Origin of the sequence: Pseudoalteromonas sp. TAE56 (assembly GCF_000497955.1) — a bacterium.
Classification (GTDB): domain Bacteria; phylum Pseudomonadota; class Gammaproteobacteria; order Enterobacterales; family Alteromonadaceae; genus Pseudoalteromonas.
Window position 1 is genome coordinate 49,535 of record NZ_AUTN01000058.1, and the last position, 15,704, is coordinate 65,238.

The window sequence follows — 15,704 nt, forward strand, 5'->3', positions numbered from 1 at the left end:
AATTAACCTGCCCTTTTATCAATTAGCTTTATAACACTACCAAGTAAAGGAATATGCTTATATAACAACTCGCCTACATTAAAGTAATCTCTGTGCTTGATAATTTTGCCATTTTCAAAAATAAGCTTACTATGACCTTCTACCGAGATAGTTTTACCTGATGAAAGTTTTGGATGTGCGTAGTGCATAGTCCAATAAATAAAAGCATTGTTTGTGCTATTAAACGAATCACTAATATCAAACTGGCAATGCTTAACATTGCTATATAAGTTAGCAAAGTACCTGCGCAATTCTACAATGCCATTAATTTCATGCATCGGATCTATAAACTGTATGTTGTCACAGTAAATATCACTCAATAAATCAAGGTTGGTGCTATCAAGCTGTTGGTATATTTCAACAAATTTATCTACTGGTAACTGGTTATCCATATCACACCTTAAATGCAGCAAGTGCACGTTCGCGTGCCGCTTTATGATCAACTATTGCTGGCCAGTAACATTCCTTATCTTTACCTATTGCGGCTAAATAAGTGTGTGGAAAATGAATGTGTTTATCTGGCACGTTTTCAAGCTCTGGCAAATACTTACGGATAAACTTGCCAGTTGGATCAAAGCGCTCACTTTGTCTGATAGGGTTAAAAACTCTAAAGTAAGGCTGAGCATCACACCCGGTACTTGCAGCCCACTGCCAACCACCATTATTTGAGGCTAAATCGCCATCAATTAGGTGCTGCATAAAAAAGCGCTCACCTTCGCGCCAGTCTATTAATAAATGCTTAGTTAAAAAGCTCGCAACAACCATACGTAAACGATTGTGCATCCAACCGGTTTGCTTTAGTTGTAGCATTGCAGCATCCACTAACGGGTAACCTGTTCGCCCTTCACACCATGCTGTAAATTCATTTTCGCTTTTACGCCACACTACGGCGTTATACTTTTCGTTAAAGTTATCACCGCGCGAAAGCTTCGGAAATTCAGCAATTAAATGCCTGTAAAATTCGCGCCAAACAAGCTCGTTAATCCACGTAAACGTTTTACTTTTTGACGTAGTTAAAATATCAGGATAACGCTGCTGAATATTAATAAGCAGCTGTTTAGTGCTTACAATACCCAATGCTAAATACGGGCTTAAACCTGATGTGCCTTTTACGCTGGGTATATCACGCTGATCGTCGTAGCTTGTAAGCTTGTCACATATAAAGTTATCGACCACGGTAGACAGTGTATCGTCGTCAACCGGCCACTTATCTGAGCATCCATCACTTTTTAGTAAGTCGCTTTCATCAAATTTTATTGGATCAGAAGTTAGAGGCCATTGAGGCAAACTAAAGTGTGTATCTTGATACTGCTTTAGCCATGCTCGCTTAAATGGAGTAAACACTTTATACATTTCATTACTTTGATTTTTAACCGTTCCAACAGGTGCAATCAAATCACCTTCGTACAAAGTAAAAGTAATAGAAAGCTCATCGCATTCGTGCAAAATTGCTTTATCGCGGTTTACTTCATTAAGCTCATATTCTGTATTAGCAATTACATGTTTTACATCGTTTGATTTACAAAAATCAATAAGCTCACGCGTACAATCGCCAAAGCTAGGCGCTTCAATAACATGTAAGGTAATGCCATAATCAGCAAGCTGAGATTGAAGATAAGTAACTCGGCGCTTGAGTAAGTCAATCTGGATAGGCGCAGCTTGGTGTTGTTGCCACTGCTTTTCAGACACAAAAAAAATGGCGTGTTTAGCGCCATTATTTAGCGCTTGAATTAACGCTTCGTTAGAAAAAAGGCGCAAATCGCGCCTAAACCAAAATAATGTATCCATTAAATACCAAATCGTAGTTTTAAATCGTGAGGATAAGGGTTAAAAAACACTTGTTTTTCAAGGTACTCATTTGGGTGAACCTTCAAATGATGTTTTAGCAAAGTAAGTGGTACATACAATGGCACCAATCCTTCGCGGTATTCATCTATTGCATCACGAAGTTCTTGTTTTTCAACCTTCGATAAAAATGTTTTAAAGTAACCTTGTAAATGCATTAGCGTGTTGCAGTTATTTCTTCGAGAAGCTGGCTTTTTAAGACCCATCATCAAACCTAAAATATATTCATCAGCAACTGCGCTTATATCGTCACCTACATATGTTCCTAACAGGTTACCCAAATCGCGATAAGCTTGATAATTATGAGCCATTAGCAAGTACTTATACTGAGAATGAAATTGAGTAAGCTTATGAACCGTAAGCGGCTCTTGTACTAATTTTTGCCAGTTTTTAAATACGTAAATTCTCATTACAAAGTTTTCACGTAAGTGCATGTCATTTAAACGTCCGTTTTCTTCACATGGCAATAATGGGTTGTGCTTCATTATTTGCTCAGCAAAAAAACCAACACCTTCTGAGGTGTTACCTGTTCCTGCTTCATTGTAGATTTTAATGCGCTCCATGCCGCAACTTGGGCTTTTTGCACAAAATACAAATCCGCTTAGTTCTTTAGCTTGTTCAGTTGCAACTTTTTTACCATATTCGGTAAGTTGCTGGCCTACTTCACCGGTGCCATCTGGGCGGCATACTTTAATAGTATCGCCCACTTTAACCTGGCGAATAGTTGGACGGGGTATTGGTAAACCTACCGCTACTTCCGGACAAAACCGTGTGTATTCAACGTGTTTACCTAGCTCATCCATACAAAAATTTGACTTTTTATGTCCTGTGTCAAATCTAACTTTTTCGCCTGCTAAGCAGGCGCTTATACCTATTTTTATTATATCTGTATGCATATATTCTCTTAGTAAATCAAATTACCTATTGGATTTAGTAACTTGCTGAAGCCCTTATTAAAATGTAGCGCACTACTGACAACTGTAAAGCATAAACATCCATCTTTTGTTAAAGGTGTATGTTGATGACTACCATCTTGCCAAATAAAGTCGCCTGGTACGTAATTACCATCTTCATCACTAAACTCACCGTCTAGTAGTAAAGTAACTTCAAATCCGGTATGTGTATGCTCAGGAATTTCGCCGCCAGCATCAATATGTAGCAAGCTAGAACGCAGCGCACCATCATCTAATGCAACACGAGAACGCGCTAACTTACCAACTTGTGTGAATTTGCTATGAGTAATACGTGTTAGAGCACGTGGAAGTTGATAGTTATGCTCATTCACTTTAATAGATACAGGCTCTACTTCGTAAACTTCATCAATAGAATCATCAGACATGATCATATCAAGTACATTTAGTTCAAACTCTTCAAGTAAATCAGATTTCTCAGTTTGAGGTTTCTCAAATTTAGCAGGCTCTTCACTAAATAATGCATTTGCATTACTTGCTTCAATTTTAGCTACTTTAGCTTGGCACACAGGGCACATATCTACGTGAATAGAAACGGCTAAACTCAATGATGTAGCAAGTGATGCATCGCAATACTGTGTCAGTAAAGTTTCACTCGGGTGATGTTTAATCATGCTGATCTCCCATTTCATTACGTAATTTTTGCAAGGCCAAACGTAACCGTGATTTTACCGTGCCTACTGGAATATTAAGTTGATGTGCAAGTTGCTCTTGCGACATGTCTTGGAAATAAACGCCTCTTACCACTTCGCGTTGAGCAATTGGTAATTTGTCTAAATAGCGCTTAATTTGCTTATCTTCTAAATGATCACTGTACTCATGATGCGTATCTTGTGAGTCGTTTAGTAACGGCCAAATATCTTCGCTTATATTTTCTTCTTTATTACTTTTCATTTTACGAAGCATATCGAACGACGCGTTACGCATAACGGTATAAACCCACGTAGTCGCTGCACCTTTATCACTGTGATACAAATGTGCTTTACGCCAAACAGAAGTTAGCGTTTCTTGCACAAGCTCCATTGCTTGAGCTTCAACACCAAACTGCTTTATTCCAAAGCGTTTAATTTTTGGCGCAAAGTATTCAAATAAATAAGAAAACGCTTTTTTGTCGCGTGATTGCGCAACATCTATAAGCGCTTGCATGAGCTCTTTACTCGGCGTTTCTGGCATGGCAGTGTACTTACCTGTATTAGGTTCACAACGTGGTGACTGTTGTTGACTTACCATAATAATTTATCCCGTTATTGCTTTTGTATTAAGTAATACGGGCAATAATTAATTTAGGATCATAAAATTTAGGCAAATTCGTTATTAATCACAGTATGGAGGAAATTCAGTAAGTTATCAAAATTCGTTTCAAATGCAAGTTGCTGTTTTTTCTCAATAGAAACAGGTAGGAGTTCAAGCCAACGTGCTGCAATCCAAGGAAGCTTGTCAAAATGAGTTTTCTTGTACAACAAATTAAGTTCCGTATTACCATCAAACACGTTTTTAAGCGCGTCGTGTAATAGGTAATGTTCACCAATTTGATTGTTAGAATCGTTGTACCAATACGGCGTATTACAAGGCGATACTAAGCCATGACGTAATTCGTCTTCGTCTTGATAAACGTCATTAATTTGCACATTTTGCGATGCAAATACATCAATTAATAATACATCGTTATCGTCTTGGTCAAAATCAATAATATCAACAAGGCAACCTTGCGCGCTTATATTAAAAGGCGTGTCATGCTCAAACGTACAAAGCACAAACCCTGTATTATTTTTTAATGCGGTTTTAACCATATTTAAATAACGAGGCTCAAATATGCGTAATCGCGTATAACCTTCAGGTAACATAAAAATGGGTAATGGAAAAATCGCACGTTTCATAAAGTCTACTTATTTCAAACACTCTGCCTTTATTTACGTGCGCTTTTGCTAAGTCGATCAGCTTTGTATGAATCGAATTAATTACCAGCTATATAATTGGCTAAAGATTAAACCAACCTCCCATAGCTTTAAACACTTGTACCGAGTAATAAGCGCTAATCATGCTGACTACGGGTGCTAACATTAATGCAAATAATCCAAGTTCACTGCTCATCGTTTTAATCCTTTAAATGATTTATTTTACGTTTTTAATACTAGTGTCAGTATTTTTAAGCGTTGTGCTATCTGTTAAAGCGGGCTCATCTAATAAACTCTCTAAAACAGTTTTGGCATCAAAATAAAGCGTTTCCTTTAATGATTTTTCAAGTTCAATTGTGGTTTGCTGAACATAGCTTGCTACACTTTGAGTTAATATATCAGTTACATCTAGGTCCACCTCTACTGCATGTACTTGCGCAGAACCTAATACTAATAAACTTGCCATAGCGATTTTAATTGAATGTTTCATAATGGTATTCCTTGTTTGTGTATTGTTTAGACGTAATTACATACTCAAGGGTTGTGCCAACATAAAAATAAAATTTAAACAACTGTAATTAAAGAACTTTATACAAATAGCTTTAATTTAAAAAATTCATCTCTTGTTAATTTAACCATTAAATTTAATTTTTTGACTACTTTTTAGTTAATAAATAAAAGAGGTTTAAGTGTATTAATATCGTCACACTAAATACATTTAGCGTTTATAAAAACGTCATATCTAATCGTTAAAGTGCGCACCACTATTAATAATTAAAAAAGTGCAGTATGACTCTTTCATCACGTCGAAATTTTTTAAAAACCTCAGCAGCAAGTATATTTACCGTCGCAGTATCGAGTGCTATTACAGGTTGTGCTCAAACATTAATAAACAAACCTCTATCGGCTATTGAATTTAAACACGGTGTAGCGAGTGGCGATCCGCTTAGTCATGCTTTAATTATTTGGACACGTGCAACTACTTCTCAATCAAATTTTGAAGTTACTGCTGCTTGGGAACTGGCAAGAGACTCTCAATTTAAAAACATCATCCGCAGCGGGCGCGAACAAACAGATAAAAGCAGAGACTTTACGATAAAAATAGATGTGCAAGAACTTGCTCCAAACACAGAGTACTTTTATCGGTTTATGGGTTTAAATACACAAAGCCCAATTGGCCGTGCTAAAACACTACCAATAAATAACATTGAACAAGTAAAAATGGCTGTTGTGTCGTGCTCAAACTATCCTGCTGGGTACTTTAATGCCTACACAGATGCCGCTAAGCAAAAAGATTTAGATGTGGTACTGCATTTGGGAGATTACATTTACGAATACCCAATGGGCGGATACGCTACCGAAAATGCTGAAAAAATTGGCCGCNCAGCCGATAACAGTGGTGAAATTATTACCCTTAGCGACTATCGTAAGCGCTATGCTATTTACAGAACAGACCAAGGCTTACAAGCACTTCACGCTGCAGCGCCATTTATCGCAATATGGGATGACCACGAAGTTACCAACGATACCTATAAAAGTGGTGCTGAAAATCATACCCCTGATGAAGGTGACTTTTTTAAGCGCCGTGCAGCAGCTATTCAAGCCTATTACGAATGGCTGCCAATTAGACCGCCTATGGGTGAACAAAGCCCGCAAATATACCGCACCTTCGATTTTGGTAATTTAATAAGCTTACACATGCTAGATACTCGCGTAATAGCACGCGATAAACAACTCGCTTACAGCGACTACAAAAATCTAGAGACCAAACAAATGGATGTTGCGCGCTTTGTCAGTGATTTAAATAATCCAAAAAGGCAGTTACTAGGTAACACACAACTAAACTGGCTCACCAGTGCGATAACTAAATCAAATGCAAAGTGGCAAATATTAGGCCAGCAAGTATTAATGACTAAAATGTGGCTACCTACTGAAATATTCTCGCAATCCGATCGCACTAAAATACCCCTGGTGTTAAAAGAGCTTGTTGCCATTAAAAAAGCCGTGTTAGCTAATAAAGCGGTAACACCCGCGCAACTCGCACGCGTAAATACTTTAATGCCTTATAATTTAGATGCGTGGGATGGTTACCCAAGCGAGCGCGAAGCATTATACAAAAGCGTTACCGCATTAAATAAAAAGTTAGTAGTGGTTGCAGGTGATACGCACAATGCGTGGCATGGCACATTAAAAAATGCAAAAGGAGAAAGCGTAGGAGTAGAGTTTGCAACACCTGGTGTTACATCCCCGGGTATGGAGCATTATTTAGCGCTTAATACAGCACAAGCAAAGCAAATGGCTGACTCGCTTACATTGCTAATAAACGACTTAAATTATTGTGACTTATCACACCGTGGATATATGTTACTGACTATTACTAAAGAGCAAATCACAACCGATTGGCGCTATATAGATAACATAAATTCCCCAAGCTACAACATTGCTGCTCAACACCAAAGTGTCTATAAGGGCTAACATTTTGTATAAAAAGAGAAGGTAAACACATTATTTACCTTCTCGTTTATTTTATTAAACGCGCTTAATTACAACTATAAAGAAACGTCCACGAAGCATCACTTCCTGGAAGACTGTTTGTATACCAATTTGCGCTGTATGCATTACCCTGATATTGCATTTTATCGTCGGTGTTATTGTGAGTAAACGGACCACCTGAGTAATCTTTGTTCACCCAATTAGGGTATGCATTAATACCATTACAATCTGTTGAACTTACAACACTGCATCCATTTGTATCAACACTTGTACCAGCGGGTGTATTTGGGCACTGATCAATATCATCATTCACTCCATCGTTATCCGCATCGCTTTGTGGCTCAACTACTTCAACAACACAACCTGTATTATTAACAGTTTCACCTGCAGGTGTATTAGGACATTGATCAACATTATCGCTTATACCATCGGCATCGCTATCGGTTACCGCNGCAGCCAATACTATCAACCGTTGTACCTGCGGGAGTATTATCGCACTAATCAAGGCTGTCACTTACGCCATCCCCGTCGCTATCTAAATCAACATTGCTACTACCACCACCCCAACCTTGAATGATCTCTTTAACTTTAGAGCCTGACGATGTTAGTGAATTCCAACTACCGCCTGGAGTAAATAACGAAGCACCTTCGTTTTTATCGTTTAAAGCCCAGTTAGCGTGGCTAATATTGTTTGTTTTAAAAAATGCCATCCATGCATCGGTTTCATTAATATTAACACCACCATTACCATCAGCATTAACCGTTCCCCACTCTGTGGCAAACAAAGCAATACCGTTATCGAGTGCTGTTTGTGCTTTATTTCGATACGATTGACCATGCGTGCCAGCATAAAAATGCAGAGTGTAAGCAATATTGGCGCGATCTATCGGATTTTGTGATGCCACATCAACATCTTGCGACCACGTAGGCGTTCCAACCACAATTAAGTTATCAGGGTCGATTGCTCTGATTTTATCAATAACTGTTTCTGCATAAGGCTTAATATCGTTAACCCACGAGATTTGTAACGGCTCGTTATAAATTTCATAAATAACATTGTCGTACTGTCCATATTTGGTAGCTACGTCTTCAAAAAAGCGAACTGCAGTTGCTTGATCGGTATGTGCTTCATGGCTATGAAAATCAATAATAACGTACATATCTTCGCTAATAGCTGCGTTCACAACAGTATCAAGACGGCTCATATTGCCCTCCCAATCAAAGTTCAAACTACCACCAGTACTGGTACCATGGCCAATAGCTGCACGAATTAATGTTGCATTAAATTCAGTTTTTGCTTTTGCTACTGTTTCTGCTGTATAAAATTTTTCAGCGCCCCACCCCGTATTACTCCAAAATAGGCTAGGTCCTGCAAAGCTTGAGTTTTCTCCACCCGCAAGAATTTGGTTCCCACTCACCGTTAACTTCTCAACAGCGGCATTGGCCATTGTTGAGCATCCTAATAATAAAGCTAACGATAAGCTCGCCACTTTAAAATCCTTTCTTTTGTGATTATTTGAACTGTTATTCATCGTATTTCCTTAAATTGAAATTATCAGTCGTCATTGCTTGACGTAATAAATTGACACCAAACCAATACTTAATAGTTAAACAAAGTTAATTTGGCGAGCAGAAAGTATCATTTACTTATTAACATTAAATGAATAAAAAGGTACAAGGAGAAGGACTTTAATTAACTAAATATTAACAATTGAGCGTTTTAACGAGGTTTGAGGATTTTACTGGGTATATACAGGCATTTACACGATGCAGGCAAAAAATCTCGGTTACAAGAAATATATATAAAAATGAAAAGGCGGCAATAATAATTATTACCGCCATTAATAATAGCTAAATATCAGGAATAAATATTAGGGAGGCAATTAATAAGCCAACCAAACCTAGCTCTAATTAATTGGCTTATTTTTTTGTGGGAAGTACTTTTCTGCCCAAACGGTATGCATCAATCATGCTCAGCACCCAAATTATAATCATTAAAGGTACATACTTATATTCAGCGAGTTTAGCGCAGGCGTCGGAAGGTTGTTGCGCGGCTTTTAAAATGGCCGTAACCGACATGGGGATTTTACCGTGTACAATTTCATTTGCAGTACACTGTGCAATCGCAAATATATCTTGAAAGGTTAAAATTAAAAAAACAGTAAATACACCCGCAAAAATAGCGCCTATTAGGTGTTTTTTTAGAGAAAAATGCCCCGCTCCAGGATAAACAATGGCGGTAAGTAAAGCAGCTTTTAGATCTTGTTTCATGGTTATTTCAGCTCGTAATATGTATTACACTAGACACCAACATAGTGAATTAATTCTCTTTAAAATCAAGTAAAAGCTAAAGTAGCGTATCAAATAAAGTTATTTAGAATTACTCACAGCTAAGATTGAAAATTTCAGCGTACAGTTGTACACTGAAATTAATTCCAATAGTGGTAGGAACAGTTATGTCGTTAGAAGCGCCTTATTCCCGTAAAGAAGAGAAATTAAACGTAATCAGCCATGCACTCGGTATTATATTTGCCGTATTTGTAATGTGGGATTTATTTAGCCAAGCCACCAGCACTAAAGCATATATTAGTACTGCAATTTACGGCAGCAGCCTATTTGTGCTGTTTTTGTCATCCACTTTGTACCACGCCAGTATTCAACCGCGCTTAAGAGCCTTTTATAAAAAGTGCGATCACTGCGCCATATACTTATTAATTGCCGGCACCTACACTCCCTTTTTATTAATCTCATTATCCGGTGCTTGGTCATGGGCCACACTTACATTTATTTGGGCGGTGGCACTGGCGGGCGTGGCGTACAAAGTATTTGTAAAAAACGGTAATAAAAAAATATCACTCGCCACTTACTTGCTCATGGGTTGGTTCGCACTGGCTATTGTATATCCGCTTTATTCAAATGTTGATGTAAAAGCACTTTACTGGCTACTTGCCGGCGGTATTTTTTATAGTTTAGGTACATTATTCTACAGCGCTAAAAGCACCCAATTTAGCCACGCTATCTGGCACTTATTTGTTATTGCTGGGTGTGTTTGCCATTATATTTCAATTAGTAATTATGTTTATTAGGCAGGTAAAGCCAATTAGAATGGTCTGGTTTGAGCGATAACCGGACATTGAGATTGGACAAAGACTGTCGTGAATTGATTGGTTAAACAGCTCTTTGCGTATATATTCACGAAAATGAGCACTGAGCGCATATTGTTCCATTTAACTTTACTTAAAAGTTTTAGAAAACTTAGTGATAGTAATACCTTAGGTTATTTGTTAAAACTATATAGTGTAAAAATATTCGCGACAAGCGCACTATAAAATTTTAGCCGCTTGAGATATAGCAGTGTTATAAGATATCAACTTTCAAGGGGGGGCGCAGTGGGCGCTTCGTATGAAGGGTGGTTCGAATCCACCCCCTCCAACCCAAATTATTATAGGTTCAGAATGAAGTTAAAGCTAAACTTAGCATGGAAAATAGTAGTTGGGGCTCCTGATAAAGGTGTGGACTATTGTACTGCTATCAAGCACTTTAACGTAAAAACTGCAAAGAACTTTATAAATAAAATTGGTGGGATATCATCTTTGGATTTCTACCCCAATACCTTAGAGCCGACAAATGTCTTTTATAATGCCATAGAGTCATATAAATCAGAGTATGGGTTTGTTGGTAAAAGAATTCCGTTTGAAGGAACAATTGCTGATGTAAGAGCATCACTAAAAATAAAAATACACCAATTCTCTTCTGATCTTGTCATTATTTCTATATCGGCCGATGGAATAAACTTTAGCGGAAGCATTGATGATTTACATAAGCTAATAAGCATTGAAACCCATAAAGAACTATCAACCTTAGTTAGAGTGATCTGCTCAATAATTTGTTCAGGTGGGAAAGAAAGTAGCCCTGTTCTGCGTAAACTTAAGGCTTATCCATATATTGCATTAGAAAGTAATTGCAGCGATAACTTAGTTGAAAATGAAGCAGCAGTAGAGCTGCTTACTCGACATAAGAGTCCAAAGCCAGAAATCGTACAGAGCGTTATTTCTAAAAATGATGATCATCAGCTAGACAGAAATAGCATTCTAATAGATCGGCAAGGTATTTTAGCTAGATATACTTTAGAAGCTAATGAAAGACAACCCATTAAAAGGAAATTTGAAAGCTCTCACTATTTATTTGAGTTAGCCATTTCTCTGGCTCATATATTGGAAAATGATCAATTTTCATCTTTAAGTGAAGATCAGAGAACCTCAATTACTAAGCTAGTCACAAATCCTAAAATTGTATTCACAAAAAGTGTTACAGCCTACAAAACCTGGACGCTTCTACTTGATGAATTTAGACTTAGTGAGCTTTATACCAATTATGTGAATGATATAAAAGAAAATATTGCTAAAGAGCCTACTACTAATAATAAAGAGTGGTCCGAACTTAAGAAGTGGACAATGGGGGTTTTGAGCACGTTAGTGGTAGGATTAGTGGTATGGGGTGGAAGTAGTCTTTATCAAGAATTTAGCCCTTTCAAAGATAAACCTATAAAACTTTTTCAACCACTCGATGGAGAGCAAATCAGCAACAATACCGCCGAAATAAATTTCGACTGGGAAGATGTTGAAGGTGCTGCTAAATATATACTTATTATTGAGAAGTATAATGAAAAGAATAAAAAGTGGTTTCTACTTGAAAGTGAAGGTAGAAAAGTTGAGTCATCGCCCTCTAGCTCTATTTCTATGACAAATGCGGGAAACTTCAAATGGAACATTGTTGCTAGAGATAAAGATGAAGAAGAAATGGCTGAGTCCGTGTGGTTTTTCTTTGAGGTAAAAAAAGTAGAATCACCTAACAAGGGCGTGCAATCAGACCTTCGGACACAGTGACCTTTTTTGTAATAAGCTAAAGGGGGTTTCAGACATTAAACTCCTGCTCCTCCTCTTATGTAAGAGTTAGTCTAATAAAATTGTTCAATGGATCATTAATGAAAAAATACGCACTTGTAGCAGCGGTTATAGACTTAAATTTCGATAGTAAGCTCTCTGCACCTATCAAAATTCAAAACGACACTTATATTTCAAATAATACAACTCATTTCAAACGTTTTATAAAACCTGAAACCTATTACGTAATTGGAAGCCTTGAGGGTGAACTTTTATTCAAAGGAGGCCCTGTAGTATACAAAGAATGTAAAGTTACCAGTATTGAAGAATCTCATGTTGAACTAGTTGAATTTATGAGAGACATACAAGCATTTTTTTTGTCAATGTGGATGATTAAGGATAACAGTGCAAATATTGAGTTAGCATTTGCAATAAGCCAAAGTGATAGCCATGTTCATAGTAACTCTTTGTCTTGTTGTAACACCCAGCAAAATACGACAAATAGCTTGGTAATATATTCGACTCAAGAACTTCAAAGTAGTGCCGATTGGTGCAATGCGAAACTGAAAGGTATGAATGCAGCTCAAGAACCCAAATTCACAATTTCTCAAAAGCAGATAAATAGACTAAATGTGGCTGCATCTTTTTTACAGCAAGCGAGATCGTCTAGTGATATAGGAGTTAAAATTGCCAACTACTGTTCGTATTTCGAAGCTTTAATGAGTACGAGTAGTGCAGAGCTAACACATCAATTAGCTGAAAGAGCCGCATTTTTACTCCGAGAAAAACCTGAAGATAGATATGAGCACTTTAAACTAACTAAGAAAGCTTATGCCGTTCGGTCTAAAGTTGTCCACGGTGATGTATTATCAAACAATCAGTTACAGTCTATCGAAGACGTTAGTAATCATTGTGATCAAGTTGCAAGAGAGCTATTAATTAAAGCACTTTCCGATACCAATTTCTTTGCTGCTTTAGAAGCTAGAGATCATTCGATACTCGATAAATTTCTGATTGAGAAAGTATTCGGTATAAATTAGCCTATCAAGAACTTTATAGGGAACAGAAATATTTGGCTAAAATAGTGTAGCGAAGCATATCCAACTGCTTATGTCTGCTTAAATGGACGTGACCAACGTCCGCTGTTGGCACTTACCTGCCAATAATAGTCACATCACTCCCATCGGCACTCGCGCATATTCACTTTGTCGTTTTTAAACAGTACACCTTCTGATAATAACTTTTCGCGTTGTTCTTGGTATTTTTCGCTACCTGCAGGGAATGATATTTTACCTTGGCCATTCACTACCCTATGCCAAGGTATAACTGAGTCGTTTGGCATCACTTTTAATAAGCGCCCCACCAACCGTGAGTTTTGAGGGTAGCCTGCAAGAGCAGCAACTTGCCCGTAACTTGCTACTTTTCCTACTGGTATGCCTGCGATAACAGTATAAATAAGCGTTTCTTTATCAATATCCATTGTTGTTAGAATATTCCTTACTTAATTGTTTAAATTGCTCCCAGATAGTACGCGCTACAGGGCCGTGGTGCATTGCATGCTGCCTAAAGGCTCTAATTTGCGCGCTAAATTTATGCTCTCGGTCAGTTATGTGTATTTCTTGAAGTAAGCCTGCTTTTATTTCAGGGTCGCAGTGCTCTAGGCTCATCATTGCCCAACCCGCGCCTGAGAGTAAAAACGATTTTAGGGTCGATACATCATCAATTTTCATCATGGCGGAGCCTTTTGAGTACGATAGCCTGTCGCTGTCGATACTCAAGTCACTTTCAAACATGGCTAAACATGGATACGTTTGCAGTTCGCTATAGGTGAGCTTTTGAGGGAGTACGCCTTTAGCGCTCACAATGCCAATAGCAAGCTTACCAATTGGTACACTTTCTAAATCGCCTGTTGCATGAAATAAGTCAAACCACGGGCCAATGCCTAATTCGGCTTGCCCACTGTTTACTTGCTCTAACGAAATAAAACGCTTCCCGCTTGTTAAGCTAAACTCTGTGCTGGTAAACAACCTAAAAGTATTACTTATGATCTCGTTGTAACTCTGCATATGGCACAGTTGTTCGTAACAAATTCTAAATTGAGGCTCATTACCGAGTGCCAATTCTTCAGCAAGTTGTGCCAGCTCGTCGTTGGCATGCAGGAGCTGCTTCGCTTCGCGGTGAAAAATACGCCCTTTTTCAGTGAGCTGTAATCGGTATTTACTTCTGTCTAGTAACTCAAATCCTATTTTGGCTTCTAAGTTTTTAATGGCGAGTGTAAGCGCTGGCTGTGTTTTATGTAGCTTTAGTGCTGCTCCGCTTAAGCTTGCGCTTTGTACTATGGCATCTAAAATTATTAATTGATTCAGCTTCATATACCGCCCTACAACATTATAAGTAAAACTTATTGAGTTTCTAAAATTTAATGATTTTTATTTTATATGTTTGCAGCGTATGCTGCACTTAATTATTTTGCCATCATTGCAACGGAGAAGACATGAAACTCTTTCGTCTATGTTTATTAACAACGACCTTACTTAGCTTAATAGCCTGTTCTGAGCCAGAACAACAAGTTAAAGAAGAGCCTATTCGCCCTGTTAAATTATTCAACATAGGTCATGATTCTCAAACTAACATTCGTAGTTTTCCTGCTGAAGTTGTTGCAAACCAAGGCTCTTACCTAGCTTTCAGGGTAAACGGCGAACTTATTAAGTTTCCTGTGCTTGCTGGTGAACACGTTGAAAAGGGTGATTTATTAGCAAAACTAGACCCAGAAGATTTTCAGTTACAGTTTGACGAACGTAAAGCACGCTTTGAATTGGCAAAATCACAACTTGGCCGAATTGAGCAATTGTTTGAGAAAAAAATCACCAGCCAATCAGAATTAGATGAAGCCACTGCTAATATGCAAATTGCTGAGTCTGCATTTAAAATTGCACAAACAAACCTTGAGTACAGCGAGCTACGCGCGCCATTTTCAGGCACTGTCGCTAAGGTGTTTGTTAAAAACTTTGAAAATATTCAAGCAAAGCAAAATATATTACGCTTAGAAACACGCGATTTAATGGACGTAGAAATTCAGGTTCCTGAAAAAATAGTCGCTCGCTTTAAAAAAGGCACCGATTACCACCCTACTGTAAAGTTTGATGGCTTTGACGACAAAGAATACATACTTGATATTAAAGAGTGGGATACCCAAGCAGATCCTGCAACACTTACTTATAAAGTTGTATTTTCGCTACCAGTACCTGAGGACTTTAATTTACTAGCCGGTATGACGGGTAGCGTGCTTATTGATTTAAGTAAAGTAACGCGCTCGCAAGTTGCTTATACAATCTTACCTATCGAGTCGGTGTTTTCTGAGCCGCAAGAATCAATTGAAGATAACGCCTACGTATGGCTTTTTGATTCAAAAACTAGCCAAGTGCATAAACAAGCTGTAAAGGTTGGCCAGTTGCACCGCGATGGTATTGAAGTGTTAAGTGGTATTAAAGAAGGCCAAATTGTAGTTTCGGCCGGTGTGCATTCACTAAAAGAAGGCATGAAAGTAAGAGCATGGAATAAAGAGCGAGGCTTATAAT

General features: G+C 37.9%; 15 protein-coding genes and 1 pseudogene. 5 read left to right on the top strand and 11 right to left on the bottom strand.

What is annotated here, in order from left to right:
- Positions 1–2 precede the first annotated feature (2 nt).
- The 7 genes from L656_RS0102745 to L656_RS0102780 form a co-directional block, all read right to left on the bottom strand.
- The gene (locus L656_RS0102745) at positions 3–431 is read right to left on the bottom strand and encodes a nuclear transport factor 2 family protein (protein ID WP_024598113.1); all 429 of its coding nucleotides are present in this window, start codon (positions 429–431) and stop codon (positions 3–5) included.
- A gap of 1 nt (position 432) precedes the next feature.
- Positions 433–1,827 (bottom strand): deoxyribodipyrimidine photo-lyase, encoded by a 1,395-nt coding sequence (phrB, locus tag L656_RS0102750; RefSeq protein WP_024598114.1) that lies wholly within the window; start codon positions 1,825–1,827, stop codon positions 433–435.
- Positions 1,827–2,780, bottom strand: a complete 954-nt coding sequence (locus tag L656_RS0102755) for a YbgA family protein (RefSeq protein ID WP_024598115.1) — start codon at positions 2,778–2,780, stop codon at positions 1,827–1,829. The genes phrB and L656_RS0102755 overlap by 1 nt, the downstream gene beginning before the upstream one ends.
- Positions 2,781–2,788: 8 nt before the next feature.
- Complete coding sequence (locus L656_RS0102760; protein ID WP_024598116.1) at positions 2,789–3,469, bottom strand: ChrR family anti-sigma-E factor; 681 nt, start codon at positions 3,467–3,469, stop codon at positions 2,789–2,791.
- A complete protein-coding gene (locus tag L656_RS0102765) occupies positions 3,462–4,085 on the bottom strand; it encodes a sigma-70 family RNA polymerase sigma factor (RefSeq protein ID WP_024598117.1) in 624 nt (207 codons plus the stop codon). Before L656_RS0102765 ends, L656_RS0102760 begins: the two co-directional genes overlap by 8 nt.
- Before the next feature lie 68 nt (positions 4,086–4,153).
- Positions 4,154–4,732 (bottom strand): LON peptidase substrate-binding domain-containing protein, encoded by a 579-nt coding sequence (locus tag L656_RS0102770; RefSeq protein ID WP_024598118.1) that lies wholly within the window; start codon positions 4,730–4,732, stop codon positions 4,154–4,156.
- Positions 4,733–4,967: 235 nt separating this feature from the next.
- Entirely contained in the window at positions 4,968–5,240 is a 273-nt protein-coding gene (locus L656_RS0102780) for a hypothetical protein (protein ID WP_024598119.1), read from the bottom strand.
- A 299-nt stretch (positions 5,241–5,539) separates the two neighbouring features.
- On the opposite strand from L656_RS0102780, the gene L656_RS0102785 reads away from it, so the two are divergent.
- Positions 5,540–7,225, top strand: a complete 1,686-nt coding sequence (locus tag L656_RS0102785; RefSeq protein WP_024598120.1) for an alkaline phosphatase D family protein — start codon at positions 5,540–5,542, stop codon at positions 7,223–7,225.
- A 64-nt stretch (positions 7,226–7,289) separates the two neighbouring features.
- Here the strand turns inward: L656_RS0102785 and L656_RS01000000121840 are convergent.
- Together L656_RS01000000121840 and L656_RS0102795 are read right to left on the bottom strand one after the other, a co-directional pair.
- A pseudogene (locus L656_RS01000000121840) lies at positions 7,290–8,775 on the bottom strand (cellulase family glycosylhydrolase).
- Between the two features lie 388 nt (positions 8,776–9,163).
- Positions 9,164–9,514 carry a hypothetical protein gene (locus L656_RS0102795; RefSeq protein ID WP_024598121.1) on the bottom strand — a complete coding sequence of 117 codons (351 nt, stop codon included), beginning with the start codon at positions 9,512–9,514 and terminating at the stop codon, positions 9,164–9,166.
- Positions 9,515–9,699: 185 nt separating this feature from the next.
- Between L656_RS0102795 and trhA the strand changes: the two genes are divergently transcribed.
- The 3 genes from trhA to L656_RS0102810 all read left to right on the top strand — a co-directional run bounded on the left by trhA (position 9,700) and on the right by L656_RS0102810 (position 13,166).
- Positions 9,700–10,329, top strand: a complete 630-nt coding sequence (trhA, locus tag L656_RS0102800) for a PAQR family membrane homeostasis protein TrhA (protein WP_024598122.1) — start codon at positions 9,700–9,702, stop codon at positions 10,327–10,329.
- A 369-nt stretch (positions 10,330–10,698) separates the two neighbouring features.
- Positions 10,699–12,129 (top strand): hypothetical protein, encoded by a 1,431-nt coding sequence (locus tag L656_RS0102805; RefSeq protein WP_024598123.1) that lies wholly within the window; start codon positions 10,699–10,701, stop codon positions 12,127–12,129.
- Positions 12,130–12,227: 98 nt separating this feature from the next.
- The gene (locus L656_RS0102810; RefSeq protein WP_024598124.1) at positions 12,228–13,166 is read left to right on the top strand and encodes a HEPN domain-containing protein; all 939 of its coding nucleotides are present in this window, start codon (positions 12,228–12,230) and stop codon (positions 13,164–13,166) included.
- A 134-nt stretch (positions 13,167–13,300) separates the two neighbouring features.
- Here the strand turns inward: L656_RS0102810 and L656_RS0102815 are convergent, their stop codons facing one another.
- Both L656_RS0102815 and L656_RS0102820 read right to left on the bottom strand, forming a co-directional pair.
- Positions 13,301–13,606: an MGMT family protein gene (locus L656_RS0102815; RefSeq protein WP_024598125.1), complete on the bottom strand. Its 306-nt coding sequence runs from the start codon at positions 13,604–13,606 to the stop codon at positions 13,301–13,303.
- Positions 13,596–14,498 carry a LysR family transcriptional regulator gene (locus tag L656_RS0102820; RefSeq protein WP_024598126.1) on the bottom strand — a complete coding sequence of 301 codons (903 nt, stop codon included), beginning with the start codon at positions 14,496–14,498 and terminating at the stop codon, positions 13,596–13,598. The genes L656_RS0102815 and L656_RS0102820 overlap by 11 nt, the downstream gene beginning before the upstream one ends.
- Before the next feature lie 122 nt (positions 14,499–14,620).
- Here L656_RS0102820 and L656_RS0102825 point away from each other — a divergent pair, with 122 nt between their 5' ends.
- On the top strand, positions 14,621–15,703 hold the full coding sequence (locus L656_RS0102825; protein WP_024598127.1) for an efflux RND transporter periplasmic adaptor subunit: 1,083 nt from the start codon (positions 14,621–14,623) through the stop codon (positions 15,701–15,703).
- Position 15,704: the final 1 nt, after the last annotated feature.

Bases quoted from the DNA above. Each gene is read 5' to 3' on its own strand.
- L656_RS0102795 (WP_024598121.1), bottom strand. From the start codon at position 9,514: ATGAAACAAGATCTAAAAGCTGCTTTACTTACCGCCATTGTTTATCCT.
- L656_RS0102805 (WP_024598123.1), top strand. From the start codon at position 10,699: ATGAAGTTAAAGCTAAACTTAGCATGGAAAATAGTAGTTGGGGCTCCT.
- L656_RS0102820 (WP_024598126.1), bottom strand. From the start codon at position 14,498: ATGAAGCTGAATCAATTAATAATTTTAGATGCCATAGTACAAAGCGCA.
- L656_RS0102780 (WP_024598119.1), bottom strand. From the start codon at position 5,240: ATGAAACATTCAATTAAAATCGCTATGGCAAGTTTATTAGTATTAGGT.
- L656_RS0102810 (WP_024598124.1), top strand. From the start codon at position 12,228: ATGAAAAAATACGCACTTGTAGCAGCGGTTATAGACTTAAATTTCGAT.
- L656_RS0102770 (WP_024598118.1), bottom strand. From the start codon at position 4,732: ATGAAACGTGCGATTTTTCCATTACCCATTTTTATGTTACCTGAAGGT.
- phrB (WP_024598114.1), bottom strand. From the start codon at position 1,827: ATGGATACATTATTTTGGTTTAGGCGCGATTTGCGCCTTTTTTCTAAC.
- trhA (WP_024598122.1), top strand. From the start codon at position 9,700: ATGTCGTTAGAAGCGCCTTATTCCCGTAAAGAAGAGAAATTAAACGTA.
- L656_RS0102760 (WP_024598116.1), bottom strand. From the start codon at position 3,469: ATGATTAAACATCACCCGAGTGAAACTTTACTGACACAGTATTGCGAT.
- L656_RS0102755 (WP_024598115.1), bottom strand. From the start codon at position 2,780: ATGCATACAGATATAATAAAAATAGGTATAAGCGCCTGCTTAGCAGGC.
- L656_RS0102765 (WP_024598117.1), bottom strand. From the start codon at position 4,085: ATGGTAAGTCAACAACAGTCACCACGTTGTGAACCTAATACAGGTAAG.
- L656_RS0102825 (WP_024598127.1), top strand. From the start codon at position 14,621: ATGAAACTCTTTCGTCTATGTTTATTAACAACGACCTTACTTAGCTTA.
- L656_RS0102815 (WP_024598125.1), bottom strand. From the start codon at position 13,606: ATGGATATTGATAAAGAAACGCTTATTTATACTGTTATCGCAGGCATA.
- L656_RS0102745 (WP_024598113.1), bottom strand. From the start codon at position 431: ATGGATAACCAGTTACCAGTAGATAAATTTGTTGAAATATACCAACAG.